At 46.8% G+C, this 25,246-nt stretch carries 20 protein-coding genes; 15 read left to right on the top strand and 5 right to left on the bottom strand.

Features of this window, described 5'->3' with window-relative positions; all coding sequences use genetic code 11:
* Positions 1 to 88: 88 nt before the first annotated feature.
* From R70331_RS02990 to corA, 5 genes are all read left to right on the top strand, one after another.
* Positions 89 to 739, top strand: coding sequence for an amino acid ABC transporter permease (locus tag R70331_RS02990; protein ID WP_042172732.1), 651 nt, complete (start codon positions 89 to 91; stop codon positions 737 to 739).
* Between the two features lie 25 nt (positions 740 to 764).
* A complete protein-coding gene (locus tag R70331_RS02995) occupies positions 765 to 1,415 on the top strand; it encodes an amino acid ABC transporter permease (protein WP_042172735.1) in 651 nt (216 codons plus the stop codon).
* 85 nt (positions 1,416 to 1,500) lie between these two features.
* Entirely contained in the window at positions 1,501 to 2,790 is a 1,290-nt protein-coding gene (locus R70331_RS03000; protein WP_042172737.1) for a sensor histidine kinase, read from the top strand.
* 3 nt (positions 2,791 to 2,793) lie between these two features.
* Complete coding sequence (locus R70331_RS03005) at positions 2,794 to 3,696, top strand: response regulator (RefSeq protein WP_042172741.1); 903 nt, start codon at positions 2,794 to 2,796, stop codon at positions 3,694 to 3,696.
* Positions 3,697 to 4,241: 545 nt separating this feature from the next.
* Entirely contained in the window at positions 4,242 to 5,201 is a 960-nt protein-coding gene (gene corA, locus R70331_RS03010; protein ID WP_042172743.1) for a magnesium/cobalt transporter CorA, read from the top strand.
* A 29-nt stretch (positions 5,202 to 5,230) separates the two neighbouring features.
* Here the strand turns inward: corA and R70331_RS03015 are convergent, their stop codons facing one another.
* The gene (locus R70331_RS03015) at positions 5,231 to 5,779 is read right to left on the bottom strand and encodes a hypothetical protein (protein ID WP_042172745.1); all 549 of its coding nucleotides are present in this window, start codon (positions 5,777 to 5,779) and stop codon (positions 5,231 to 5,233) included.
* Between the two features lie 440 nt (positions 5,780 to 6,219).
* On the opposite strand from R70331_RS03015, the gene R70331_RS03020 reads away from it, so the two are divergent.
* From R70331_RS03020 to R70331_RS03055, 8 genes are all read left to right on the top strand, one after another.
* On the top strand, positions 6,220 to 6,510 hold the full coding sequence (locus R70331_RS03020; protein WP_039869680.1) for a YerC/YecD family TrpR-related protein: 291 nt from the start codon (positions 6,220 to 6,222) through the stop codon (positions 6,508 to 6,510).
* A gap of 1 nt (position 6,511) precedes the next feature.
* Positions 6,512 to 7,279, top strand: a complete 768-nt coding sequence (locus R70331_RS03025) for a sirohydrochlorin chelatase (RefSeq protein WP_042172747.1) — start codon at positions 6,512 to 6,514, stop codon at positions 7,277 to 7,279.
* A gap of 184 nt (positions 7,280 to 7,463) precedes the next feature.
* Positions 7,464 to 8,357 (top strand): diacylglycerol kinase, encoded by an 894-nt coding sequence (locus tag R70331_RS03030; RefSeq protein ID WP_042172750.1) that lies wholly within the window; start codon positions 7,464 to 7,466, stop codon positions 8,355 to 8,357.
* Between the two features lie 158 nt (positions 8,358 to 8,515).
* Positions 8,516 to 10,177: a 23S rRNA (uracil(1939)-C(5))-methyltransferase RlmD gene (gene rlmD, locus R70331_RS03035; RefSeq protein ID WP_042172752.1), complete on the top strand. Its 1,662-nt coding sequence runs from the start codon at positions 8,516 to 8,518 to the stop codon at positions 10,175 to 10,177.
* 249 nt (positions 10,178 to 10,426) lie between these two features.
* Positions 10,427 to 11,980 carry a type I restriction-modification system subunit M gene (locus tag R70331_RS03040; protein WP_042172754.1) on the top strand — a complete coding sequence of 518 codons (1,554 nt, stop codon included), beginning with the start codon at positions 10,427 to 10,429 and terminating at the stop codon, positions 11,978 to 11,980.
* The gene (locus tag R70331_RS30935) at positions 11,977 to 13,272 is read left to right on the top strand and encodes a restriction endonuclease subunit S (protein ID WP_197071385.1); all 1,296 of its coding nucleotides are present in this window, start codon (positions 11,977 to 11,979) and stop codon (positions 13,270 to 13,272) included. The genes R70331_RS03040 and R70331_RS30935 overlap by 4 nt, the downstream gene beginning before the upstream one ends.
* Complete coding sequence (locus tag R70331_RS03050; protein WP_042172758.1) at positions 13,253 to 14,455, top strand: AAA family ATPase; 1,203 nt, start codon at positions 13,253 to 13,255, stop codon at positions 14,453 to 14,455. Before R70331_RS30935 ends, R70331_RS03050 begins: the two co-directional genes overlap by 20 nt.
* The gene (locus R70331_RS03055; RefSeq protein ID WP_042172759.1) at positions 14,452 to 17,550 is read left to right on the top strand and encodes a type I restriction endonuclease subunit R; all 3,099 of its coding nucleotides are present in this window, start codon (positions 14,452 to 14,454) and stop codon (positions 17,548 to 17,550) included. The genes R70331_RS03050 and R70331_RS03055 overlap by 4 nt, the downstream gene beginning before the upstream one ends.
* A gap of 1,153 nt (positions 17,551 to 18,703) precedes the next feature.
* Here the strand turns inward: R70331_RS03055 and R70331_RS03060 are convergent.
* The 4 genes from R70331_RS03060 to R70331_RS03075 all read right to left on the bottom strand — a co-directional run bounded on the left by R70331_RS03060 (position 18,704) and on the right by R70331_RS03075 (position 22,743).
* Positions 18,704 to 19,762 carry a hypothetical protein gene (locus R70331_RS03060; RefSeq protein ID WP_042172761.1) on the bottom strand — a complete coding sequence of 353 codons (1,059 nt, stop codon included), beginning with the start codon at positions 19,760 to 19,762 and terminating at the stop codon, positions 18,704 to 18,706.
* Positions 19,763 to 21,601 (bottom strand): HSP90 family protein, encoded by a 1,839-nt coding sequence (locus R70331_RS03065; protein WP_042172763.1) that lies wholly within the window; start codon positions 21,599 to 21,601, stop codon positions 19,763 to 19,765.
* A 151-nt stretch (positions 21,602 to 21,752) separates the two neighbouring features.
* Positions 21,753 to 22,352: a hypothetical protein gene (locus tag R70331_RS31980; protein WP_231576393.1), complete on the bottom strand. Its 600-nt coding sequence runs from the start codon at positions 22,350 to 22,352 to the stop codon at positions 21,753 to 21,755.
* Positions 22,353 to 22,371: 19 nt separating this feature from the next.
* Positions 22,372 to 22,743 (bottom strand): hypothetical protein, encoded by a 372-nt coding sequence (locus R70331_RS03075; RefSeq protein ID WP_042172765.1) that lies wholly within the window; start codon positions 22,741 to 22,743, stop codon positions 22,372 to 22,374.
* A 159-nt stretch (positions 22,744 to 22,902) separates the two neighbouring features.
* Between R70331_RS03075 and R70331_RS03080 the strand changes: the two genes are divergently transcribed.
* Together R70331_RS03080 and R70331_RS30945 are read left to right on the top strand one after the other, a co-directional pair.
* Positions 22,903 to 24,192: a hypothetical protein gene (locus tag R70331_RS03080; RefSeq protein ID WP_042172767.1), complete on the top strand. Its 1,290-nt coding sequence runs from the start codon at positions 22,903 to 22,905 to the stop codon at positions 24,190 to 24,192.
* A gap of 689 nt (positions 24,193 to 24,881) precedes the next feature.
* Positions 24,882 to 25,133, top strand: coding sequence for a helix-turn-helix domain-containing protein (locus R70331_RS30945; protein WP_231576395.1), 252 nt, complete (start codon positions 24,882 to 24,884; stop codon positions 25,131 to 25,133).
* Positions 25,134 to 25,246: the final 113 nt, after the last annotated feature.

A 25,246-nucleotide genomic window follows, 5' to 3' on the forward strand; every position in this document is an offset into this window, starting at 1 on the left:
GCTCTGCCGTTTCTTCTTGTAAGAAGGGAAGACGCCAGAAACGGATAAGCAGGATATATTATTTTGCAGGCAAGGGTAGGTGAGAGTGATGGATTTTTCGATATTGACTAATTATTTCGATCTATATCTGAGAGGGTTCTGGGGGACTCTGCTGTCCAGTGTACTGGCACTGATCGGCAGCTTCGTGATAGGGACAGTGATTGCGGTGTTCCGGATTACTACCATTAAAGCACTGCGCTGGTTCGGAATGGGTTATGTTGAGTTCATCCGCAATATTCCGCTGCTGCTCGTGGTATGTATTTTCTATTATGGCCCGTCAGCAATTGGCTTTACGCTCGACGGCTTCAAGGCGGGGACGATCGGACTCGCGGTATATACCTCGGCTTTTATTGCTGAGGCGATCCGCGCGGGCATTATGGCTGTCCCTAAAGGGCAGATGGAAGCGTCCCGTTCGTCCGGACTCAGCTATGTCCAGGCGATGGTGCATATTATTCTCCCGCAGGCAATTAAGCTGGTTATTCCGCCGCTCGGCAACCAGTTCATTAACCTGATCAAGAACTCGTCCGTGCTGACGCTTGTCGCCGGATTTGACCTGATGTACTTCGCGGACAGTATTTCCACGGAGACGTACCGCACGTTCGATACTTATATTTTTGTAGCGGTATTCTATCTGGTGCTCACTGTACCGCTTAGCTACGGCGTACGGGTATGGGAACGCAGACTGCAGAGCAAGTACTAGAACGAAGCACCTGAGGAGGGATCGTATGGATTTTGCCGGTGCATTTTCACCCGCTAATTTAGGCTTTTTGATGGACGGCCTGTATATCACGCTGATTGTGGCTTTTGTATCAATTATTCTGAGCTTTATCATCGGCGTAGTTGTCGGTGTGATCCGCTATGCGGAGGTTCCGGTGCTCTCACCGGTCATGTTCTTTCTGGTTGAGCTGATCCGTAACCTGCCGTTGCTGCTGATTATTTTTTTCGTACGCTTTGCGCTGCCGGAGATCGGGATCAAGATGGGGCTGATTACAGCTGCAATTGCTGCACTTACCGTATTTGAAGCAGCAATGATTGCCGAGATTGTACGGGGAGGCCTGGCTGCTGTAGATAAAGGGCAGATTGAAGCCGCACGCTCGTCCGGACTCAGCAGCTTCCAGACCCTGTGGCATATTGTACTCCCGCAAGGACTCAGACATATGGTGCCGCCGCTGGTCAGCCAGTTCATCTCACTGCTCAAGGATACGTCGCTGGCGACGATTGTTGCACTGCCGGAGCTGATGCATAATGCGAAGATTGTTATGGGCCAGAAGGAGAGCTACACAATTCCTATCTTATTGATGGTTGCCCTGATGTACTTCGTTGTGAATTACCTGCTGTCGCTGGTTTCCAGACGGCTGGAGCATAAAACGGTATAATTTCAAGAAAAAGTGTGTCAGGCATATAAAACAACCGTTTGTTATGGTAGTATAGTTGACAACATCATAAGCAGGAGTAGTGTTGATGGGACGATTTATACTCAAAAATAGAGCCGTGCAGATATTCATGGCAGCTTTCGGTACAGCAATAGCCGGAGAATTCAAAATCAATCCGTTTGACGGCGATGTTTTCCGGATTGCAATGGGCAGCAGTGCGTTTCTGCTGTTTTTGCTTTTAATGAGGCGTCTTCCTTATATTACGACAGGGATTGCCACGGGAATTGTGGTACTGCTGTTCCGCACAGGGATGGATGCTGTGGGCGGCAGCGGAGCTTCGGCTATGGAGAGCCTGACAAGCCATTTCTCGGCAATGATCTACTATATGGTCTTCGCCGTGCTGATGAGTCTGATCAAAAGCCGGATCGATACGTTCCATCCGCTCGTGCTGGGCGGTGTTGCGGCGGTGATTGATCTCCTGTCGAACGAAATGGAGCTGCTGACCCGGCTGATTGTGCTGGATTCCGCCTCCTTCCGGCTGAATGAATGGACCTTTCTGATGGCGATAGCCGTCGTCCGCACGTATTTTACAACCGGTGTCTACAGCAGTATTGCTGTTAGCCAGCTGCGGATTACGCAGCGGGAGCAGAACCGGCGGATGGAGCAGATGATGAGCTTCAGCTCCGGGCTGTATGGCGAAGTCTTTTATCTGAAAAAATCAATTGGCACACTGGAGAGTGTTACGCTTAGCAGCTATGATCTGTACCGCAGTCTTAAGGCGGAGGAGACGCAGCAGCCGTACAGCCGCCAGGTGCTTGATATCACGCAGCAGATTCATGAAGTGAAGAAGGATTCGCAACGTATTCTGGCGGGGCTTGTGAAGCTGGCCGACCGTGAGGTGACCGGTGATCTGCCGCTGTCCGTCATTATGAAATTTACGATGAAGAGCAATGCCAAATATGCCGAAATGCTCGGCAAGCACATTCAGTTCACCTTAAATATGACCTCAGACTATATTACCGCCAGCTATACTCCCCTGTTGACTCTGCTCGGCAATCTTACAGCGAATGCGGTTGAAGTGATAAAAGGTAACGGCAGCATCACCCTGGATGTGCGAGAGGACGGGGAATATACCGTCTTTAGTGTGGCTGACAGCGGCGGCGGGATTAAGGAGCGTGACCGTGAGCTGCTGTTCGAGCCGGGCTTTACGACCAAGTTCAATCAGGAAGGTGTGGCGGCTACGGGGATCGGGCTGTCGCATGTGCAGGATATTGTCCATTTATTTGCGGGGCAGATTACCGTTGATCCGGTCTCGGAGCTGGGCGGGGCCAGGTTTCAGATTAAAATACCGACAAGCGGGCTGCGGAAGGAGGAGTAGGGAATGCCGTTATCTTTCTGTATTGTGGATGATGATGCCACTGCGAGAAGAATGCTGCAGCATATCATCGAGGACAGCGGGCTTGGAGAAGTGGTTGGTACAGCGGAAGGCGGGCAGGACGGTGTACGTCTGATTCTGGAGGAGCGTCCGGATATTGTGCTGATGGATCTGCTGATGCCGGATCAGGACGGCATCGAGACAATCAATTCCCTGCAGGCTCAGGGCTGCCGCTCCAAATTCGTCATGATCTCGCAGATCGAGAACGGGGATATGGTCGGGCGCGCCTACCGCAGCGGCATCGAGTTCTTCATCCGCAAGCCGATCAATAAGATTGAGGTCGAATCGGTACTGCATAAGGTGAACGAGCGGTATGCGATTAACCGTTACCTGGATGAGATCAAGTCGAGTCTCGGTAAGCTGGAGGGGCTGCAGTTCGGACTGGCGCAGGCGGCGGTGAGCAAACGGACCGTGAAAGAGATTATCCAGCCTATTCTGATGAATATGGGTATGATCTCCGAGGGCGGCAGCCGAGACATCATCCTGATGATGGAGCTGGTAGCAGCCAGAGAGGATAACCGCACGCTTCCGCCGCTCAAGGAGCTGTACGAGATGGCTGCGGCCACCTATAAATCCTCGCCGGCAGAGGCCGCCAAGGAAGTAAAGGCAATCGAGCAGCGGCTGCGCCGTGCCCTGTCCGCAGGGCTGGCCAACCTGGCCTCGATCGGCTTGACCGACTACGGCAATCCGAAGTTCGAGCACTACGCGCCGCTCTATTTCGACTTCGAGGAGGTCCGGCTGAAGATGAAGGAGATTGAGCTGGGCCGGGATTCCGGCAAGGTGAAGGTCAACATCAAAAAGTTCCTGCAGGTGCTGCATCTGGAGCTGCTGGAGGGGCTTGGGCGGTGAGGCAGCTTACGGCTTATGGATACGGATACGCTGAGGCGGGCGGCAAGTTGAGCGGCTGATTTATGACTCGCTGCTGTGAAGAGTGTGCAGGGTTTGTATTTTCATTCGATTAAGTGGAATTTGGATAGTTAATTTGCGGAAGAAGCCTATTATCGGGCGCTTAATTGGAAAAAGGTAACTTGATTTTGCCGAAAGTGCGTCCAAATTGGTAAATGTGCAGAATTAACTGACGTTTTTCCAGCTAATCATGGTAAACGCCCTGGAATCCGCAAATGAAGTGGCGAAAATCAAACGAAATGCCGGCAGTCTAATGTAATCAGGCTGCGTAAGATACAAGCTGCGCGGCTGACCTTTCATAGCCGGTTATACCACAACTTATAATGTTATGAAGTAACCACCATAGCCGCTGCTTTGCGGACGGGTGGTTTTTTTGCGCGGAGAAGTCCTTAGCGGTGTGCAATTTGGGTGAAGGCCGTTCCATGCTGTACAATAGTAGGAATAGAGCGCTGCAGCAAGGGAAGCAGGAGTAAACGGAGGTCTCATTCATGATACGTACACTGGCGGTAACCCATCAGGGGGAGGTGCTGACCGGCCTGCCGCTCCAGAGCATGATGATTGCTGATTATGCCTGGATCTGGGCGGATTTCAATGCACCGACGGCGGAGGAGACACGGCTGCTGGACAGCTATTTTCACTTCCACCCCTTGGCGATTGAGGATTGCATGCATACTTTGCAGCGGCCCAAGCTGGATTATTATGAGGATGTGCAGTTTTTTGTGCTGCATGCACTTAATGAGCAGACGCTGGAGGCAGAGGAGATAGACCTGTTCCTGAGCCCGAGCTTCCTCGTCTCATATCACCACCAGCAGAAGCCGGAAATGGACGAGGCCTGGGCGCTGGTGCAGGCGGAAATTCACAGCCGCAAAGGCTGGTCGGGCGGTCCGGTGGCTGCGGCTTATACCGTGATGGACAAGCTGGTTGACCGGTATTTTCCGAGCCTGTACAACCTGGAGGATGAGCTGGCGGATCTTGAGGGCATGGGTGAAAAAGAATCCGTAGAAGAGCTGATGAGTCAGGTGTTCAAGGTGCGCGGCCGGCTGCTGAAGCTGCGGCGGACGATTGTGCCGATGCGTGACCTGATGTACCGGATCGTCAACTCGCAGCATGTCCAGAGTAACGGGGAGGAGCGGGTCTATTTCGGCGATATCCATGACCATCTGCTGAAGCTGACCGACATGATTGAGGTAGACCGGGAAATGACTGCCGATCTGCGCGACAGCTACATCTCGCTCAATTCGAACCGGATGAATTCGATTATGAAGACGCTGACGGTCATCACGACCGTATTCATGCCGCTGACGCTGATCGCCGGCATCTACGGAATGAATTTTAACGTAATGCCTGAGCTGGGCTGGAGCTTCGGGTATCCGGCTATTCTGCTGATTATGCTGTTGCTTGGGGGAGGTATGTTTCTCTGGTTCCGGCGGAGCGGCTGGTTTAAATAAAGGGAACGTAAAAAAGCCAAACGCCACCGCTAAGAGCGGCGGCGTTTATTGGAGGAAGGGGAGGACTTCCGGCGGTTTTTAGGTTTGGCCGGGGATTTGCGGCGCTGCTTGGACGGGCGTCTTTTTTTGCGTTTCGGCTGATACATGGCGGCGTCCTCCTCGGCGGCGAATGCGCCGGAGCCTTTCTTTTTGCCGAAAGTGCCCATAACCAGCTTCACCATCGGCGCCATCTGCTGAAAGCCCTCGACTACCTTCTGCACCTTGCCCATGGAGCTGACAATCCCGTCGATTCCGCCCATCCGGTCCACGATACCCTTGATCTGCTCGAGATTAGCCAAATTGCCGAGATTGCCCAGGTTACCCAGCAGCCCGCCGGCTTTGGGGGCCGCTTCAGCTGCAGCTACAGGTAAGGCAAGGGCTGAATCAGCAGCTTCTGCTCCGAGTGCAGGCAGCAGTCCGGCTTCAACTGGAGGCGGCGGCTGGATGTAGGAACCGATGCCGGGATAGGCTGAAGGAGCATAGGAGCCGGCCAGCGAGCGCCCCTCCCGGCGGGAATGATTATAGTAATGATGAGGCATAACATCACATTCCTTCGTTATTGGTTTGCTATACTGTATGTCATGGGCGAACATAAGGTATAGACAAACGCCCGGGTAACCGGGATATGAGCGGAAAAGGGCGGATGCCCAGCGGGGCTTCGGCGGAAGTGAAGAAACCGTGTCCATGCTTGATTTTCAGAGGTTATGTAGTACTATAGTTAAGGCGGTAAATCCTATCAGATACAGATAGAGTATAATCCAAACCCGATATACGGTGTGCGCCTGGGATGGACAAATGTCCGTCATTTTCGTTCTGTACAGCGTGAAACCGTTAATGCTTGAAAAAACTGCTCCAGTGCAATATAGTAGAGGCAAGATAGTCTTGTTGATTTTACAGCTTTAATGCTTTAAAGCCAGTTTTGGATGATGCTTAATCCGTGAAGATGATGCTGACCAAACTTTTTAGGGGATGATCTACGATGCAGCTTAAGAAGCTAAACGATAAAAGTATAGACCAATTATTTGAAGCCATTTTAACACTTAAAAATATGGAAGAATGCTATGTCTTCTTCGACGATCTGTGCACTGTAAACGAGATTCAGTCGCTGTCGCAGCGTCTTGAGGTTGCGCGCATGCTGGGCAAGGGCTCTACATACAATCAGATTGAGGCTGAGACCGGAGCAAGCACGGCTACGATCTCCCGGGTGAAACGCTGCCTGAATTACGGAAATGACGGTTACAAAATGACGCTGGAACGTCTGGGGCGCTAATATTATGAAACCGGGCGTCCTAATCATCAGTCACGGCTCCCGGGACAAGACCTGGGTGAAGATTGTCGATGAAGCAGTGAACCATTTGTCGCTGCCGGAGGCGCTGCCGGTGGCAGTGTCCTTTCTGGAGCTGGTAGAAGGCCGCCTCATTCAGGACGGAATAGATGAGCTTGAACATGCAGGGGTCACAGAACTTATTGTGGTCCCCTTGTTTGTTTCTTCGGGCAGTACGCATATTGATGAGATAGCATATGCACTGGGTGCAAAGCCTGCGCCGGAGCGCGAGACCGATCTTGAACCGTTCGCTGTGCAGGCCAAGGTTCACTTCGGCTATCCGGTTGACGACGATCCGGACATTGCCGTTATGCTCTGGGACAAGCTGCGTGAGCTGTCAGTCCGCCCGGAGCGCGAAGTGATTCTGCTCGTCGGCCACGGCAGCAAGCATGACGGCTTCCGCCAGCGCTGGGAAGCGGGCATCTCCTCCCTCGCGGAGCGGGTGCGCGCTGTCAGCGGCATAGCGGCGGCTGATTACGGGCTGCTGAGCGTCGGGACGCTGCGGGAGCGGGCGGAATATTGGATAGGGCAGGGCTACGGTGTGCTGGTGGCCCCACTCTTTTTGAGTGAGGGGTATTTCACCAAGGTTGTACTGCCAGGGCAGCTCCAGGGGCTGGAGTACAGCTACACCGGCCATACACTGCTGCCCCACCCGCTGCTGCCGCACTGGATTGAAGAGCAGGTGCGTGTGATGCTGGAGCGGGTACGCGGGTAAAAATGGGCTTTTATAGTCTAAATCCGGTGCTGCTGCATAGATATATTTAGATAGCCTGCTGATGTAATTTGTATGATATAGCAAAAAAAATGCGCTGCTTGGCCTCCAACATTGCTTGTAGGGTGCTGAATTGGGTATAATCAGTAAGGTTATCTATTTTAAATACACAGGTGGCGTTCCGGTAATGAAAACTGCGAGATTGATTTATAATCCCACTTCTGGACGGGAAGAAATGAAAAGACGACTCGCCGACATTTTGGAGCGGCTGGATATTGGCGGCATTGAAGCCTCCTGCCATGCCACAACCGGGGAAGGCGATGCTACGGCGGCAGCGGCTGAGGCTGTTGAACGAGGCACTTTTGATATGATCATAGCGGCCGGCGGCGACGGCACTCTGAACGAGGTCATTAACGGGATGGCGGAGAAGCCTAACCGGCCCCCGCTGGGTGTACTGCCGCTTGGTACGACCAATGATTTTGCCCGGGCGATGGGCATTCCGAAGAACTGGGAGGATTCCTGCGATCTGATTCTGCGCCAGGAGTCGCGCCTGATTGACCTCGGCAAAGCCAACGACCGTTATTTCATTAATATAGCCGGCGGCGGACGCCTGACCGAGCTGACATACGAGGTTCCAAGCAGACTGAAGACGATGATGGGACAGCTTGCTTACTACCTGAAGGGTATCGAGAAAATGGCCAGCCTGTCGCCGCAGGAGCTCTACATCCGCGCGAACGGCCAGGAGCTGATTCATGACGAGTTCATGCTGTTCCTGATTGCCAACACCAACTCCGTCGGCGGCTTCGAGAAGCTTGCTCCGGATGCCCGGATCGACGACGGCCTGTTCGACGTTATCGCGGTCAAGAAATGTAACCTTGCCGAGTTCATCCGCCTGGTCACCCTGGCGATCCGCGGTGAGCATCTGCAGGACAAGAAGGTCGTTTACTTCCGTACCGACGCAATGGAGGTTACCTCTCCGGGCTACGTCCAGCTTAACCTGGACGGTGAGCTTGGCGGTACCCTGCCGGGAAAATTCGAGATTCTGCCGCAGCATCTGCGGATTTTTGCGCAGAATCACTAAGGATAAGAGGTAGAGCGAGGGCGACAGATTGGTAAGAGCAAGGGCAATAGATTGGTAAGAGCAAGAGAAGATAAAGCTCCACTTGATTCGTGCGGTGGCCCGCCGGGTCAGCTGGAGCTTTTGGCATTAGAAGAACATGAAAGAAGTGAGTATAGACAATGAGTAAACACCGCAGCGGACGCCGTGGGGGCAGCCGGGAAGCAGCAGCGCCAGCCGCAGATCTGCCAGTGAACAAGAATGACGAGGTTATGCTCGATATTATCGGCATGACCCATGAAGGCGAGGGGGTAGGCCGGGTGGATGGCTTTACCCTCTTTGTGCAGGGCGCCCTGCCCGGTGAGAAGGTCCAGGCCAAGGTGCTCAAGACCAAGAAGCAGTACGGCTACGCCAAGCTGCTCAAGCTTGTACAGCCAAGCCCGGCCCGAATCGCGCCGCCCTGCGATATCTACGACCAGTGCGGCGGCTGCCAGCTGCAGCATATGGATTACACTGCCCAGCTGGCATGGAAACGCCAGCTGGTAGTAGACAATCTGCAGCGGATCGGTAAGCTGCAGGTGGCCGGAGCGCCGGGCAGAGGCGCTATAGCCGGAAGCGGCGGCGCGGAAGGAGCTGCAGAGGCAGCGGGGCTGGCTGAGGGAGCGGGGCTGGCTGAGGGAGCGAGTGAAGCGGGTGATATAGCCGGAAGCGGCGGCGCGGAAGGAGCTGCAGAGGCAGCGAAGCTGACAGATGGAGCGGATAAAGCAGGTGCAAGTGCCGGGGAGGTGCAGGCTGAAGGCATCATCGTCCGCCCGACGCTGGGCATGGACGAGCCTTGGCGTTACCGCAACAAGGCCCAGGTGCCGATCGGCGTAACCGAAGGCGGCCTGGTCGGCGGCTTCTACGCCCGCGGCAGCCACCGGATCGTCGATATGGAGACGTGTCTGATCCAGCACGAGCATAACGACAATGTCGTAGCTGCGGTGAAGAGCATCGGCAGAGAGCTCGGCATCTCTGCCTATAATGAAGAAACCGGCCGCGGCCTGCTCCGCCACGTTGTCGTGAAGAAGGCTTTCCGTACAGGCGAGATGATGCTCGTTCTCGTTACAAGCGGCCGCGACATCCCGCATCTGGACGCCTGGCTCGGCAGCATCCGCGAGCAGCTCCCGGATGTAGTGAGCATCTGCCAGAACGTGAATCCCCAGCGTACGAATGTGATCTTCGGTAACGAAACCCGCGTCCTGTGGGGCAGAGACGTAATCTACGATTACATCGGAGATGTACAGTTCGCCATCTCGGCGCGCTCTTTCTACCAGGTGAACCCGGCACAGACTGAGGTGCTGTACGGCAAAACCGTAGAATATGCGGGACTGACAGGTAACGAGACGGTGATCGATGCCTACTGCGGCATCGGAACAATCTCTCTCTTCCTGGCCCAGCATGCGGCTAAAGTATATGGCGTAGAGATTGTACCTGAAGCGATTGAGGATGCCCGTGGAAACGCGAAGCTTAATAATATGAATAACGTAGTGTTCGAGGTAGGTGCGTCCGAGGACGTCATTCCGAACTGGAAAGAGCAGGGCGTCACCCCGGACGTAATCGTCGTCGATCCGCCGCGCAAAGGCTGCGACCCGCGTCTGCTGGATACGATCCTGCAGATGAAACCGGAGCGGGTAGTGTATGTGTCGTGTAATCCATCGACACTTGCAAGGGACTTGCGGGTGCTGGAGGATGGCGGGTACACCACCGTTGAGGTTACGCCGGTGGATATGTTCCCGCATACGGTGCATGTTGAGAGCGTGGCTTTGTTGGTGCGGCGGGTTTTGGAGTATGCGAATCAGTGAATTGGTGACGGGTTGGGAACGAATATAATTTTGCATGCTTAAATTCGTGTGTTGGTAGCGTTGTTCTGAAATATGCCTTTCATTAAAATGCCTTGTGATCAGGTGGAGGTTCGAACTAATTTCTAAAATGAGATTTTCTTTTTTAACTTAGGAATGTAGGAGATAATGGACAAATATAAAGATCAGCGTCTAAAGAGTGGTAGTGTAGAATAAGGAGAGTGCTTATTGTGAAAAGCTGGAGGTATAGAAATGTCTAATTCAGTACAGGAACAACGTAAAGAATTACAAAATCAAATCTGGAAAATAGCCAATGAGGTGCGTGGATCTGTAGATGGCTGGGATTTTAAGCAGTACGTTTTGGGAACTCTTTTTTATCGTTTTATTAGTGAGAATTTCGCTAGATATATTGAGGGTGGTGATGAGAGCATCAACTATTCAATACTTGAAGATGACATTCTAACGGAAGAGATCCGGAAAGATGCCATTCTCACCAAAGGTTATTTCATCTATCCGAGCCAATTATTTTCGAGAATCGCTGAGAAGGCCAACACGAATGAAAGTCTGAATACCGACCTGGCGACTATTTTTTCAGATATCCAGGCCTCCGCTAATGGATATCCTTCCGAACTGGACATCAAAGGGTTGTTTGCAGATTTTGATACCACAAGCAACCGACTCGGCAACACAGTCAAAGAGAAGAATAGTCGTCTGGCTGCCGTTATTAAAGGGGTGGCTGGGCTAGATTTTGGGCATTTTGAAGAGAGTCAGATTGATCTATTCGGAGATGCCTATGAATATCTAATCTCAAATTATGCCGCTAATGCAGGTAAATCGGGGGGCGAATTCTTTACACCGCAATCAGTATCGAAATTGATTGCTCAGTTAGCGATACACAAGCAAACGACCATTAATAAGATATACGACCCTGCTGCCGGTTCAGGTTCTTTGCTCTTGCAAGCCAAGAGACAATTCGATGCTCATGTGATTGAAGAAGGCTTTTATGGGCAAGAGATCAATCACACCACGTATAACCTGGCTCGTATGAATATGTTTCTGCATAATATCAACTACGACAAATTCAATATCGCATTGGGCAATACGCTATTAGATCCACAATTTGGTGACGAAAAGCCTTTTGATGCGATTGTATCGAACCCTCCATACTCCGTAAATTGGATCGGTAGCGATGATCCGACGCTTATCAACGATGAAAGATTTGCTCCTGCGGGCGTCTTAGCCCCCAAATCCAAAGCTGATTTCGCTTTTGTCCTTCACGCGCTCAGTTACTTGTCAAGTAAAGGCCGTGCCGCGATTGTTTGTTTCCCTGGGATCTTTTACCGTGGCGGTGTAGAGCAAAAAATCAGAAAGTATCTGATTGATAATAACTTTGTCGAAACGGTGATTTCATTGGCACCGAACCTGTTCTACGGAACTTCAATAGCGGTTAATATCTTAGTTCTTTCCAAGCATAAAACGGATAATAAGACTCAATTTATAGATGCCAGCGGTATAGATTTCTATAAAAAAGGAATCAATAATAATGTGCTGACAGATGAACATATTGAGAAGATCATAAGCATGTTTGACAGCAAGGAAGAGGTTGAGCATACTGCAAAGTCTATTGACTATGATGAGATTGTTCAAAAGGAATATAACCTTTCTGTGAGTTCCTATATAGTTGCAAAAGACACTAGTGAAGTCGTTGATATTGATGAACTTAATGAAGTGATCAAAAAGACTGTAGCTAAGATCGATCAGCTTCGTGCAGAAATCGATAAGGTTGTTGAGGAGATTGAATCGTGATGAGATTGGAATTTTTGGATAAATTGCTTGATGGAGTTGAAGTTGAATGGAAAGCTATTTGGGAAGTTACAATTTGGGATAAGAGATTTAATGCAGTTAGCCGCGAAAAACAGCCTGAAGTTAATAATTATCCTTATTTACTTGCAGCAGACCTATTCAAGTTGGAGCAAGATGAAGGGGATGTTTTTCTTCTATCTACTGGAGAACGTACTGGTTGGACTACAGAAGAATTAGCCGGTGAATATATTCGCGAAGGTGAAGTCGTCACTATTCCTTGGGGAAAATCTCGTCCTGTTAAAGATGTGCTTAAATACTATAAAGGGCGTTTTGTCACGGCAGATAATAGAATAGCAACATCTAATAATACAGAATATATGTTGAATAAGTTTTTCTATTATTGGATGTTGCATCGATCAAAGATGTTAGACACATTTTATCGAGGTTCTGGAATTCAACATCCCAATATGGCCGCTATTCTTGATATGGAAATTCCTATCCCTCCAATTAAAATACAAGAAGAAATCGTTCGTATTCTGGATACCTTTACAGAGCTTACAGCAGAGCTTACAGCAGAACTTACAGTAGAGCATATAACTCGTAAGAAGCAGTACATGTATTATTGTGAGGAATTATTAAGTTTTGAAGAAAAACAGGTCGAATGGAGGCGCTTGGGTGATTGTAGCGAATTTAAATATGGTTATGTTGCGAAAGCTCAGGACTCGGGTGATGCTAGATTTATAAGGATTACAGATATAAATACAAATGGGAAATTAATCGCGGGAGAACCAAAGTTTGTTGAAATTACAGAAGAAAATAAAAGGTATATCTTAAAAAAGAATGATTTGTTAATGGCTCGTACAGGAGCGACTTTTGGTAAAACAATGATTTTTGAAGAAGAATATCCTGCTATTTTTGCGGGTTTTTTGATCAAACTTATTATTGATGAAGACATTATTAACCCTAAATATTATTGGCATTTCTCTCGGAGTAATCTCTTTTGGAATCAAGCTAATAAATTAGTATCAGGAGGCGGACAACCTCAATTTAACGCAAATTCATTGAGGGAAGTTAGAGTTCCGATCCCATATACAGAAAATCCAGAAAAATCTCTCTCTGAGCAAGCTCGAATAGTCTCAATCCTCGATGAATTCGATACCCTAACATCTTCAATCGCTGAGGGTATACCTTATGAAATCGAGTTGCGCAAAAAACAATATGAATATTACCGAAATTTGCTACTTTCATTTCCGAAAAGTGAGGTAAAGGCAGAATATGGGGAAGAGTCTAACTAATATTGCAAAAGATTTGAAAGATGATAATAAGAAAGTACACTTAATTTATGCTTTTAATGGAACGGGGAAAACAAGACTTTCGAGAGAGTTCAAATCATTAATGGTATCTCCAGAAAACATTGATACCGAACTGGAAGTACCAGAAATGGGTATGAAGAAAATTCTCTATTATAATGCTTTCACAGAAGATTTATTTTATTGGGATAATGATCTACAAAATGATATTGAACCAAGATTAAGAATATACCCAAACTCTTTTACAAAATGGATATTTGAGGAGCAAGGGCAGGAAAGGAATGTGATTGATAATTTTCATAATTATGTTGATGAAAAATTGACTCCACGCTTTAATGAAGCTTACAGGATTCCAGGTGAAAATGAAGGTGGGGTAACAATAGAGGCTTTTACAGAAGTAATCTTTTCGTATGAGCGTGGGAATGAAGAGCCTTCTACTCATATTAAAATTTCCAAAGGTGAGGAAAGTAACTTTATATGGTGTGTTTTTTATACGCTCTTACAACAGATTATTGAGGTATTAAATGGGGTTGAACCCGATTACAAAGAACCTACTCGGTTCGATGATTTAGAGTATGTATTTATTGACGATCCTGTCAGTTCATTAGATGAAGCACATTTGATCAGACTGGCAGTAGATTTAGCAGAATTAATAAAATCTAATCCGCCAAATCTTAAATTTATTATAACTACACATAATCCACTTTTTTATAACGTGCTATGGAATGAATTTAATAACGATAATAAAAAAACAGGTTACAAAAAAGGGTATTTCAAAAAATACCGATTAGATAAAAATGATGATGGAAATTATGAGCTGGAAGATCAAAAAGATTCTCCATTTTCCTATCACCTTTTTCTCATAAATGAAATTGATAAAGCTATAGAATCTGAGCAAGTCTATAAATATCACTTTAGTTTTCTTCGAAATATTTTAGAAAAAATGTCTACTTTTCTAGGTTACCATAATTGGAGAGATTTATTATCTCCTATTGAAGGAAGTTCTGAGGCCTACTATAACCGAATTCTTAACCTATCCAGTCACTCTAAGCATTCTGGCGAAGAGGTTGTCGAACTTAAACCCGATGATAAGAAGGTCCTAGAGCGTCTGATTAATGACATTAAAACACTATACAGGTTCCAAGGTGTTAAGGAGGGAAATAAATGAGCGACCTCACCCCCATTATCGAATCCAACAATTTCATTGTGCTCAACGAATATACACCCGTCGTCCAACCCAGCGGTGGCTATCAGACGGAGGCGGCTCTGGAGCGGGAACTAATTCAAGACCTCGTAAGTCAAGGCTATGAGTATCGATCCGATCTCCGCACATCCGATGATATGTTAGCGAATATCAAGATGCAATTGGAACAATTAAATAAAGTCCAATTCTCTAATACGGAATGGGTTCGATTCTGTGAGCAATTTTTAGATCGGCCGGGCGATAATCATACGGAAAAGACACGTAAAGTCCATCACAATTATATCTATGACTTCGTATTCGATGATGGGCAGATTCAGAATATCTATCTGTTCGATAAGAAGACAATGGCGAGTAATAAAGTGCAGGTTATCTCCCAAATTGAGCAGAGCGGAACGCAGGCCAACCGCTATGATGTGACCCTATTGGTCAATGGCTTACCTGTGGTACAGATCGAGCTGAAGAAGCGAGGAGTCGCGATTCGTGAAGCATTCAATCAAATCAATCGTTATAGCAAAGAAAGCTTCAACTCAGACAATTCGTTGTATAAATACTTACAGATTTTTGTGATTTCCAATGGAACGGATACCCGCTATTTTGCCAATACGACGAAACGCAGCAAGAACAGCTTTGACTTTACGATGAATTGGGCTACATCCAAGAATAAGCTGATTAAAGACATGAAAGATTTTACCGCTACCTTTTTGCAGAAAAATACGTTATTGAGTATCTTGCTAAAATATTCGGTGTTCGATAGTAGTGATCATTTGCTCATTATGCGTCCGTATCAGATTGCGGCTACCGAGAGAATCTTGTGGAAAATTGAAAGTTCTCATAATGCTAAGAACTGGGGAAAGACTGAGAGCGGTGGGTATATTTGGCATACAACGGGATCGGGCAAGACGCTCACCAGTTTTAAGGTGGCTCGGTTGGCTACAGAGCTAGCGTTTATCCAAAAAGTATTTTTTGTGGTAGACCGCAAAGACCTAGATTTTCAGACGATGAAGGAATACCAACGTTTCTCCCCCGATAGCGTCAACGGTTCAGACAGTACAGCCGGATTGAAGCGCAATATCGAGAAGGAAGATAATAAGATCATCGTCACTACGATCCAGAAGCTGAATAACTTGATGAAGAGTGAACCTGCTCTGCCGCTTTATAATAAGCAAGTGGTCTTCATTTTCGACGAAGCCCATCGTTCACAATTTGGTGAAGCCCAGAAGAATATTAATAAGAAATTCAAGCAGTTCTATCAATTCGGATTCACAGGCACGCCGATCTTCCCCGAAAATGCGATGGGGGCAGAAACGACAGGCTCAGTCTTCGGGCGTCAGCTTCATTCTTATGTCATCACCGATGCTATTCGAGATGAGAAAGTGTTGAAGTTCAAGGTCGATTTTAACGATGTACGCCCCAAGTTCAAGATGATTGAACAAGAGCAAGACGAAAAGAAGTTGTTGGGTGCAGAAAACAAAGAAGCATTACTGCACCCGGAACGGATTAGAGAAATTTCACAATATATACTGAGTAACTTTAAGATTAAAACGCATCGTCTGAACGCGAGTGGCAAAGGATTTAATGCAATGTTTGCTGTGAACAGCGTGGACGCGGCCAAGATCTACTATGAAACCTTAAATCATCTGCAAAAAGACAGCGGCAACCCACTCAAGATTGCAACAATCTTCTCTTTTTCCGCAAATGAAGAGCAGAGTGCAATTGGTGAGATTCTGGATGAAACGTTTGAACCTTCTGCGATGAATCAGAGTGCGAAGGAGTTCTTGTCTTCAGCCATTCAAGATTATAATGAAATGTTCAAAACCAGTTATGGTGTGGACAGCAAGGAGTTTCAAAATTATTATCGGGATTTAGCCAAGCGTGTTAAGGGACAAGAGATTGATCTGCTGATCGTAGTTGGCATGTTCTTGACCGGATTCGATGCGCCTACCTTAAACACGTTATTCGTAGACAAAAACCTGCGATATCATGGTCTGATGCAAGCATTCTCTCGAACGAATCGCATCTATGATGCTACGAAGACATTCGGGAATATCGTCACTTTCCGAGATCTGGAGAAAGCAACGATTGATGCGATCAAGTGTTTTGGGGACGATCATACGCGCAATGTCGTGTTAGAGAAGAGCTACCAAGAGTACATGCAAGGATTCACGGATATCGCAACGGGAGAAGCACGTCGTGGCTACGTGGATGTAGTTAAAGAGCTGCAAGAACGTTTCCCTGATGCTAAAGAGATCACGACGGAGAAGGAGAAGAAAGAGTTTGCCAAGTTATTTGGTGAATATTTGCGTGTTGAGAACATCTTACAGAATTACGATGAGTTCTCAAGCCTGAAGGATCTACAAAGCGTCGATCTTAATGATCCTGAAGCTTTGGAAGATTATAAATCCACTCACTACGTGAGTGACGCAGATATAGCTGTTATGCAAGGAATTGAATTGCCAGAAGAAAGAACGATTCAAGATTATCTTTCCTCCTACAATGATATTCGTGATTGGCTTCATCAAGGGAAGAGCGGAAAAGAAAAAGAGCAGTCTTCTATTGATTGGTCAGATGTTGTCTTTGAAGTGGATCTGCTCAAGTCCCAAGAGATCAATCTGGATTATATTCTTGAACTTATCTTTGAAAAGAATAAAAAAATTAAAGATAAGGATCTGTTGGTTGAAGAAGTGCGTCGTTTGATTCGTTCTAGTGTAGGGAACCGCGCGAAAGAAAGCTTAGTCGTCGATTTCATCAATCAAACCGACTTGGATTATATTCAAGATAAAGCAAGTATTATTGAGGCCTTCTTTTCATTTGCACAAGCAGTACAAAAACGTGAGGCAGAAGAGTTGATTCAGGCTGAAAATCTTAATGAAGAAGCAGCAAAAAGGTATATTTTAAACTCGTTAAAAAAGGAATTTGCCAGTGAGAATGGAACAGAACTCAATGGAATTCTTCCTAAAATGAGCCCACTTAACCCTCAATACTTAACTAAAAAACAGAGTGTTTTTCAAAAGATCTCCGCTTTTGTAGATAAGTTTAAAGGAGTGGGCGGGAGAATTTAATTGGAGTGAAGAATCGTCATTTTGAGTGCAACAGATCATTCTGAAACGATTCTTACGTCGACTGACAACCTATACACTTTCGCGATGGTGGAGCGCTCGTTTCAGCTCGTCACGATTCACCTCATTAAAGTCATAGCTCAGGATAAGAACTTTCGAAGCAGGCCATTTGCGTTCTAATTGAAATCGCGTTGCTGAGACGAGCACAGATCGGCAATATAGACGAACATACCATATCTTTCATATGCTTTAGCGCTTCTGAACACGCAAATCCTTTACTCCAAGTCTACAGTTACCGTCTCTTGGCTGTTCAATTTGTGCTATGTGTAGGCTACTGTTTTTTTAAAAGTCCAGCTCAAATTGGCTTTTTAACTGGGGGACTCCACTTACTCGTAGGGCTTCGAATCCTGCCTTTGGAATTGTATTCGATTATACTAAAATGAGTGGAGCTCATGGTAGATCATTTTAGAAGAACATAGCCATGAGCTTTTTTTATTCAATTCGAGGTGCTTCATGTCATTTCACAATCTATCAATCTAATTTAGTTGTGACTGTTTGAATTGCTAACACTGACTCAAACTTATCGGCAGCCATTTGATCCGCTGCCCTTAGAACATGACCATCCATGTGCATAGTAGTAGTCCCTACGTTACCGTAGCCTAACCTTGGATATACTTAAAGAAGATGAAGTATATTTATGGGATACTTTTATTCCCGCAAGCTCATTTTTTGGTTATCACATTAATTCTGTTTTAGTAAATTAGAAAACTCTATTTATCCATCCATCATTTTATGGAAGTAATATTTCACACATGAATACTGTTTTAAGAGCCCGCTGTATACTTCCTCATTCTCCTTCATTAGACTCTTCATCAAATTGTCCTTGATTTTGATTGATTGGGTACGAAATTAAACAATTTATATTCAAGATTAACCTAAATGACACAAAAACCTAATTGCGAATCCCTATAAAAACGGTATTATACTACAGCTTCAATCCTATCTTTCCGCATACGGTGCATGTGGAGGCTGTTTGTTCCTTGGTTTATAAGGTTTTTTAAATATGACCAATAGACCGCATGCCTCTGCCGGCAGGGCGGTCTATTGGTTTTATTGGACAGCAGCGATGCGGCGGAACAGGATCACGGCCTATAGACTACAAGCTTTGCAATAGCGCGGTATAGTAATCGTTACCGTTTCGCTTATCCAGTTTTTCCGCTGTGGCGAGAGCGGCTTGCTTGAAGTGCTTCGCAAGCAACGTTACCTCCCCGGACTGGTGCTCACACGGGTGACCTGCCGGAAGCTTGACCTGGAACTTAATGGATTCTCCCGCCAGCTGGCGGAACAGCTTGGCCGAATAGGCGTTGAATATCATCCGGTCGACCGGGTTCTCATGATCGAGAGAGGAGGCGATATATTCTTCAAAGACTCCCAGCGCCTTGATTGGATCGGTCAAGGTCAGGTAACCAATGTACTCTCCCTGGTGATACAGAAAGTCGCGGTTACCCTTTACCAATTTGAAGCCTTTCTTCTGAAGCTTATCGGCTTCCTGCTGACGGCCTAGCCGCAGAAGGGGGAACAGCACCTTCGTGATGGTCACATGAGGCACCTCGCCGCAGCTCATTTTACCTTTGAGAATGGGCTCAGCTGCCTTCAGGGTTCCTTCGTCGTCTCCCCGCTTCGCCAGAAACTCTACAAGGCGGTTTTGCTCACAGGCCGGACAATCGCTCATCTCATCCCGGTCCATGGTCTGTACAATGTCCCATTCTGCCTGGGAATAGTCCAGCTCCCCAAACTCCGCGAAGATGTGCGCCCGGTAGTAGTGATAGGAACGGCTGCTATAGCCTTCGGCCGCAAAACGTATCTTCATGTCCTCCAGCAAATTCTCAATCTGGACACGGCTTATATCTGCAAAGGAGGTAATGCGGTCCAGAACCCACTTGTAGGACCACAGCAGGGTGAAGCTGTCAAAACGGTCCGGATTTTTGTCATACTGTCCCAACTGCCAGGAAAAGGCGACCAGTGCCTTCATTGGATAGCCGTGGAAGCTGCCCGTCTCTACGATTTCGCTGCGGGCCTCAAAGCCCTGATCGATATCTCCTGCAGCATCTGCCACCCGTACCGCCTGCTCCAGCAGCTCCAGCTTAGCCTTTCCCCCTGGCATGTCATAGGCTTCGTCCATCAACTCTTCGAAACTCATCCCGGTAAGGTTCATTTATTTGTCTCCTCCTGTTGAATGACTGGCCGTCATACCCCAATCAATAAATTGAATGATGCCTTTGTTCAGAAGCATTGTCTCCTGGCGGCTCATCGGATAATGTCCCATCATCAGCGCATTGCAGTACAGCATCTCGATAATGGAAGGCAGCATTGCCTTGTGTGCCGGATGAAAGGCCCGCTCAATGACGGGATTGTTCAGGTTAAAGTAGAGCGTTGCGTATGCCGCATCTTTTAGTGTAGCGCCCAGGCTGCCCAGAACGGAGGACAGAGCGTCGGTGCTCACTTCTTTAGCCGCCTCCATAACACGCCACTGAGCGGACTCCTGAGACAGCGTATAGAGCACAGGAATCTCCTCTGGCTTGAAGCGGCGAAGCTGCACCTGGCAGCGGAATTTCTGCAGCACACTATCCGCCAATCTTACGGATTCATAGTAGTCAAGCCGCTCTTGAGGCGTAATATCGGTAAAGGATAATGAGACCTCCTCCGGCAGCAAGCGTTCCGTCTGCACGTCCGGGTCAATTAGGGGCAGCAGGGACAGCAGCTCGGCATCATAAATATACCCGCCATTCACCACCAGCATGGATTGGGCCGAAGCCACATGGGTAATCTGACGGTACTCGTCCAGAGTAGCAGTAAAGTAAAGGGGGGACTGCTGCTTCAGCTCGCCAAGCAGCTTCGTGCCAAACGTGCTCTCAAACGGGAGCCACTCGTGAATAATCGAGAAGAAGGACGAATCTTCCACCGCGAGGGCCTTCATGGATAAGGCATGGAGGGAAATGATAGATTGCAGGCGATCCGGATCATACTCTGCCATCCGCATCAATTCCTGCCGAATGGTGTTTCCCAGCTCTTGCCGCACCTGCTCCAGCTGGACGTTCTCATAGAAATGCTCCCGGGAAGCGGTCGGCTGCAGCTCATCGGTCCAGATCATGCATTTAACGAAGAACGCCCAGTCCGGCAGGATATTGCCGGCGGCTTCGGAGACCAGCATGTGCTTCAAGTACACCCGGTGATTGCGTTTGGCGCCCAGGTTCACTGCCTGCGGCAGGATGAAGGCGATGCCTCCCGTCCGGCCCGAGGAGGTGTGCAGGGGAATGAAATCGCGGAACGTCTCCCCAAGCACCTGCGTGCCAAAGGCCAGCACCTCGCTGCGATGCTTCCGGGCCAGCTGCGGATCTTTGACCCAAGGCGGGGAAGGCGGATTAATTAAGCGAGTGGCTTGATTGGACGCCAACTCGATGGGATAGGGCAGCAGGGCTCCATAATGGAACAGCCATTCTTGCAGATTGTCTGTCTTGAAGTACGGCTCGGAGCCTTCTTTGCAACGCAAAAAAACTTTGGTTCCCGGAGCGTGTATCCCTTCGAGCTTGCGGATCGTATAGGTTCCGTCCGGCTTTCCGCGCCATTCCAGTGCAGGCCCGCCCTTGGCGGATTGGGTAACCATGACGATATCGTCACTCACCATAAAGCAAGACAAGAGCCCGATACCAAAACGTCCGATAAAAGAGGTATTGGTCTGAAGAAAATCCTCGCCCCGCTTGGAGGATTGTCCGATCATTGCCAGGAACTCATGAATGTCCGACTCGTCTAACCCGATCCCGTTATCTTCTACTAATAAGGTCGCCCCGTTTGAGTCCCGGTTTACCTCAACATGAATCCTGCCCTCGTATCCACCCTGGGAATAAGCCTGCCGTGCAGTAATCGCGTCTACGCCATTTTGCAGCAGCTCCCTCAAGAATACCTTCGGGCTGCTATACAAATGGTTAGACAAAATGTTGATCATGCCACTTAAGTTGACCTGAAAGCGATATGTATCCTGGGTTTGATTCTCCATCCTTGTTCTCCTGTTCTGTAATCATTTGCTTCTCATCCGCCTATATATTACCCCCAAGCCGCTTTTTAAGAAACAGATATTGCCATTATACTTCCATATTTATACACAAGCGGCTTTAGCCTCGCTAACTGTTTGCGTTATATATGTAGAGTCAAGGCATTATGCTTTCAGGTTCAGTCAAGATTCGTTTAAGCGTCTGCTGATGCCGTTCACTTAATTGGCCGGGAGGCGTCTTATTGCAGGTTATCTCCCACCATAAAGTGTTTTGTATTATGCACTCCCCGCAGGTCCTCGGCGATACGATTTTGAACGAACCCATTTTTGGAGGGTAATCCCACCCTTGAGCATAGGCTTCTTCGGAACTGATAGTTTGCTCTTTACCGCAGCATTCACAGATGTGACGGAGAATTAAACCGCTTTGTTGTTCGTTCTTGTCACACCCTTCGGCAGAAGAAATTTCTCTGTACGGGTTGTCTTCGCACCACTTTTTGAATTCTTTGTTCATCTCTTCTTCTTTAAGGGTATACACAGTGTTTTCTGTATGATACTTTCCGTCTCTGAATGCGATAATAGGACTTGTAATTAAGCGGTGTCCATTCTTAAGCTCACCCGTTTCTGCATTGAATCTCGGGTCGTCCTTAGCCCTTCCGAAAAGAGCAACCGTATGCCCGCAATTTGACGCAGCAAACACTGTGTTAAGGTTTTCTGTTGCCTTGTAAACATCGGGGTATAGAACGATTGCCCAGTCCATTAGTGTTGTTCTACTTTTTTCATAGGATTTCCCCCATTATTCTTTTATACTTCTCAGGATTTGTCCCGTCATTTCCGAGGTGCTGAGCGTGGGGTATTTTTCCATCATGAACAGCTTCATACAACCAGCGTCCAAGCAAAGCAGGTGGCGTCGGAATGATATCACGAAGATAGAATTCCCCCGGGTTTAGCTGTTCGTTAATTTGTTCATCAGGCTTCAGCTCTTCGATTTTCTTTTTCATTATCTTGAAAAGGTCTGCATATGTACTTTTACCGTTTAATGCTCTTGATTTACAAAATTCATGGATATTCGGATAACCCGCTGCAAATGCCTGCTCTTTTAAATCCGCGTGCTCATCGTCCGTAATAGTGAACTGTATACGATAACTCAATTTTAGTGTCCTCCCAATTGTCAAGACGAGTGAACAGTCGTCTGTTCACTCGTCTAATATATACCGGACTTCTCAAAAATGCATTATTAAATGTAGAATAGCAGCAATAAGGTTTTATAACTTACAATATAAGTATGGCAGGTCTGTAGGGGGGATAGAGTGAAGCTTTTGAATTTTTCTGAGCCGGTTGAATTCGAGGATTTGATTCCTGGTAGTCATAATAGATGGGGGAATGATGCCGTTCTATTTAGAATAAATAAAGGGACGGCGAAATTGTCCACTAAGTATGGAAAGGATAAAAGTGGTGAGACATACGGATTTTTGTTGCTAGATAATAAACCACTGATTAACAACTACGGGGAAGAGTTGTACTGTCCTACATGCGCTAAGTTTTTAAGTATCGGGTTAGGCAGAGAGAATGTTGATCCGGGCTTAATTGATACAATTAAATATTCACAAGAACTAAGTAATGATATCACCTATACTTTTGAAAATGTTAAACCTATGCTTTCCATTTTAGAAGACGGATATTACTTGCTTACACGTATAGAAATGATTCCAACTGATGGTGACGGTAATTTTTTTGGGAATTTACCCGAATTTAAGAAGCTTTATAAAGCAACCGCGGATGTATATTATAAGTTTCATGTTAGCTCGGGCACTCCAAAATTCATACTTCCTTCTCAGAGTGTTAATTGTTTAAATGAAGACAGGGTTAATTATTATTTGAATCAGATGAAGAATGGTACAACTATGACAGGACTTGCTTATTATTATGAGGGGTTTATGAGTACCTTATTAGATGGACACCATAGGGCAACTGCAGCTTATATAGAAAATAAAAATATCGATTGTTTAACAATAATAAAAGTTACAGGATTCGGATTCAACCAAGACAAAAAGCCGGATAAAATTTATGCTGGCGGTGAAATATATGATTTTAGCTTATTTAGCAAACCTGAGAGAATTCATAAATATCTTAAAAAGGTATCTGAATCGCGTAATTCAAAGCTTGAGGTTGATGAGGTTGAGGAGCTGCTAAAGGATTGTCAGAACGTTTGGGTACATAGTGCGTTTCCCAAAAGTATTGATTTTGGCAAAAAGATTTATCCTGACTATTTGTCAATTGCATTTTCTGATATGGCGGGAGATATTTCAGATGAACGAATCATTGAAATCATGGCTAGGCGGGATGATGATGCTGAATTTGAGTTGGAGATGATTTTCAAGAAACAGCAATTGCAAGAGCCTGAAAAAGCGTTCGAGTTATCTAAAAAAATCATCAACGATTTAAATTGGAAGGTGCTGATTGAGGATGCTTTTCGTTATTTGGCATCCATAGACAGTACGGAAGTTGAAGATATATTTATTAAATATTTGATAGATACTGATTACGATTCGAAGGATATATGCAGAAAGATAGCGGATGAGTACCTAAATAATAGATAATCATCATGACGATTTCCATGTAATAGGTATTAATAAAGATAAGCAATTCAGTAAATTTTGTTCTAACTGAAAAGAGGACCCCAGGGAGACCTATGCGTCTTCTTTTTTGTGCCTATGCAGCATCAGCTGAGAAGTTATCTATTTTCTTATTATATTAAAATGATTCGTGCATTACCCATATTTAGACTTTCTCTGCTTGTTGTTATTATGAAAGCTGTTACAGCAAGTAATTGGCGTTTAAGTGCTATTGGGGGAGAGCGCATACAACTTCTGTACAGAGGGAATAGGCATCGTTTTGTTACGGCGTAAGACATTTGGCGGATCAGTGTGGTCAGCGGAAGCAGGGCTCCAATTAAATGTCAGGGCTGTGGATAATCGGGGCTTTCTGTCCGTCCGCTTTTGTGAATGCGATTTCAATAAATGTCTGCCGACTATGTTTAGAGGGAGGTGTCTGTACTGATCGTCAAGCCGGACATGGCGAAACCAAAGGATGAATAATACAAATTACGATATCTTCACCCGAAACAACATAATAACTGGGGTGACTCTAACAAATGTCCGCCAGACACTTCAATGTCCTGGGCTGTAACCCAGCCGAAATCATCGGACAATAAGCTCACAATAACCTTCGCCATTTCTTCGGTCTGCCCGATTCTGCCAAATGCAGCGAGATGGCATCTAAAGCCGGGATGGCTATTAATACCTTTCACCGTCAGTTTAAAAGGGCAGCGGGTTTATGCCCCATTCAATTTCAAAAGCAACTAAGGCTTTTGGAGGCTAGAAATCTCATTGCATTTGAGGGCTATCCAGTAGCCAGTGCCGCGTATCATGTCGGCTATCAAAGTCCCTCACAGTTCAATCGGGAGTATTCCCGCTTCTTCGGTTCATCTCCGGCCCGGGATACTGAGAACATAAGACGGATCGAAAGTACGAGGAATTAAGCAAATGAAAAGGAAGACGCCAGGAGACTTAAAGTGACTCCTGTAAGTCTTCTTTTTTTATGAGACGATATGGAATAAATTTGATATGATGGTATGAACAATTCTTAACTAGG

Origin of the sequence: Paenibacillus sp. FSL R7-0331 (assembly GCF_000758645.1) — a bacterium.
GTDB lineage: Bacteria > Bacillota > Bacilli > Paenibacillales > Paenibacillaceae > Paenibacillus_AQ > Paenibacillus_AQ camerounensis.